Origin of the sequence: Streptomyces gelaticus, from assembly GCF_014649535.1 — a bacterium.
GTDB lineage: Bacteria > Actinomycetota > Actinomycetes > Streptomycetales > Streptomycetaceae > Streptomyces > Streptomyces gelaticus.
This window is the reverse complement of the sequence record NZ_BMTF01000073.1, coordinates 1-1,857: the sequence shown is the minus strand read 5'-3', so window position 1 is coordinate 1,857 and position 1,857 is coordinate 1. Positions and strand designations below refer to the sequence as shown.

The 1,857-nt window shown below is 69.1% G+C and carries 2 protein-coding genes; both read left to right on the top strand.

Going from position 1 to position 1,857, the window contains the following annotated elements; genetic code table 11:
- The first annotated feature begins 3 nt into the window (after positions 1-3).
- Positions 4-789, top strand: a complete 786-nt coding sequence (locus IE107_RS34355) for an electron transfer flavoprotein subunit beta/FixA family protein (protein ID WP_189548258.1) — start codon at positions 4-6, stop codon at positions 787-789.
- 53 nt (positions 790-842) lie between these two features.
- Positions 843-1,805, top strand: a complete 963-nt coding sequence (locus tag IE107_RS34350) for an electron transfer flavoprotein subunit alpha/FixB family protein (RefSeq protein WP_189548257.1) — start codon at positions 843-845, stop codon at positions 1,803-1,805.
- Positions 1,806-1,857 lie beyond the last annotated feature (52 nt).

Sequence of the window (1,857 nt, the reverse complement as noted above, 5' to 3'; positions counted from 1 at the left end):
GGCGTGAGCTTGAGGATCGTTGTCTGTGTGAAGTACGTGCCCGACGCCACTGGCGACCGGCACTTCGCTGATGACCTGACGCTGGACCGGGAGGATGTCGACGGTCTGCTGTCGGAGCTCGACGAGTATGCGGTGGAGCAGGCGCTGCAGATCGCGGACGAGGCGGACGAGGCGGAGGTCACCGTGCTGACGGTGGGTCCGGAGGATGCCAGGGACGCGTTGCGCAAGGCGTTGTCGATGGGTGCGGACAAGGCTGTTCATGTCGAGGACGACGGTCTGCACGGCAGTGATGTGATGGGTACGTCGCTGGTGCTGGCGAAGGCGGTCGAGAAGACCGGTTACGACCTGGTGATCTGCGGTATGGCGTCGACGGACGGTGTGATGGGTGTGCTGCCGGCGGTTCTGGCGGAGCGTCTGGGTGTTCCGCAGGTCACGTTGCTGTCCGAGGTCGGGGTCGAGGGGGGTGTGGTGCGGGGGCGTCGTGACGGTGACACGGCCTCGGAGCAGTTGGAGGCGTCGTTGCCGGCGGTGGTGTCGGTGACGGACCAGTCGGGTGAGGCGCGTTACCCGTCGTTCAAGGGGATCATGGCGGCGAAGAAGAAGCCGGTTGAGTCGCTGGACCTGGGTGATCTGGGGATCGGGGCGGACGAGGTCGGTCTGGCGGGTGCCTGGACCGTGGTGGATTCGGCGGCGGAGCGTCCGGCCCGTACGGCGGGCACGATCGTCAAGGACGAGGGTGAGGGCGGCAGGCGGCTGGCCGAGTTCCTCGCGGGTCAGAAGTTCATCTGACGCTCTGCTTGTTTCCCGTAGTTTCTTCGCAACTCGCAGGAGATTGAAGTCCCATGGCTGAAGTTCTCGTCTATGTCGATCACGTGGACGGTGCCGTCCGCAAGCCCACTCTGGAGCTGTTGACGCTGGCGCGTCGTATCGGTGAGCCGGTCGCGGTCGCGGTCGGCGGTGGTGCTGCCGGTACCGCCGGTGTGCTGGCCGAGCACGGTGCGGTGCGGGTCCTGACCGCTGAGGCGCCGGAGTTCGCCGACTATCTCGTCGTGCCGAAGGTCGATGCGCTGCAGGCCGCCCACGACGCGGTCTCCCCGGTCGCGGTGCTGGTCCCGTCCTCCGCGGAGGGCAAGGAGATCGCGGCCCGTCTCGCGGTGCGGATCGGGTCGGGCGTCATCACCGACGCCGTCGACCTGGAGGCCGGTGAGCAGGGCCCGGTCGCCACGCAGTCCGCGTTCGCCGCGTCGTTCACCACCAGGTCCCGTGTCTCCAGGGGGACCCCGGTCATCACGGTCAAGCCGAACTCGGCTCCGGTCGAGGCCGCTCCGGCCGCGGGTGCGGTCGAGGCGCTGGCGGTGTCGTTCTCGGCGCAGGCCACCGGTACGAAGGTGCTGTCGCGGACCCCGCGGGAGTCGACGGGCCGTCCGGAGCTGACCGAGGCGGCGATCGTCGTCTCCGGCGGCCGGGGTGTCAACGGTGCCGAGAACTTCGCGGTCATCGAGGCCCTCGCCGACTCCCTCGGTGCGGCCGTCGGTGCCTCGCGTGCCGCGGTCGACGCGGGCTGGTACCCGCATTCCAGCCAGGTCGGCCAGACCGGCAAGTCCGTCTCGCCGCAGCTGTACATCGCCTCGGGCATCTCGGGCGCGATCCAGCACCGGGCCGGCATGCAGACGTCCAAGACGATCGTCGCGATCAACAAGGACGCCGAGGCCCCGATCTTCGACCTCGTCGACTACGGCGTCGTCGGCGACCTCTTCCAGGTCGTCCCCCAGCTCACCGAAGAGGTCAACGCCCGCAAGGGCTGACCGGCCGGCCCACGGGCCGACCCGTCACCCATACCGACGGCCCGGGGCCGTG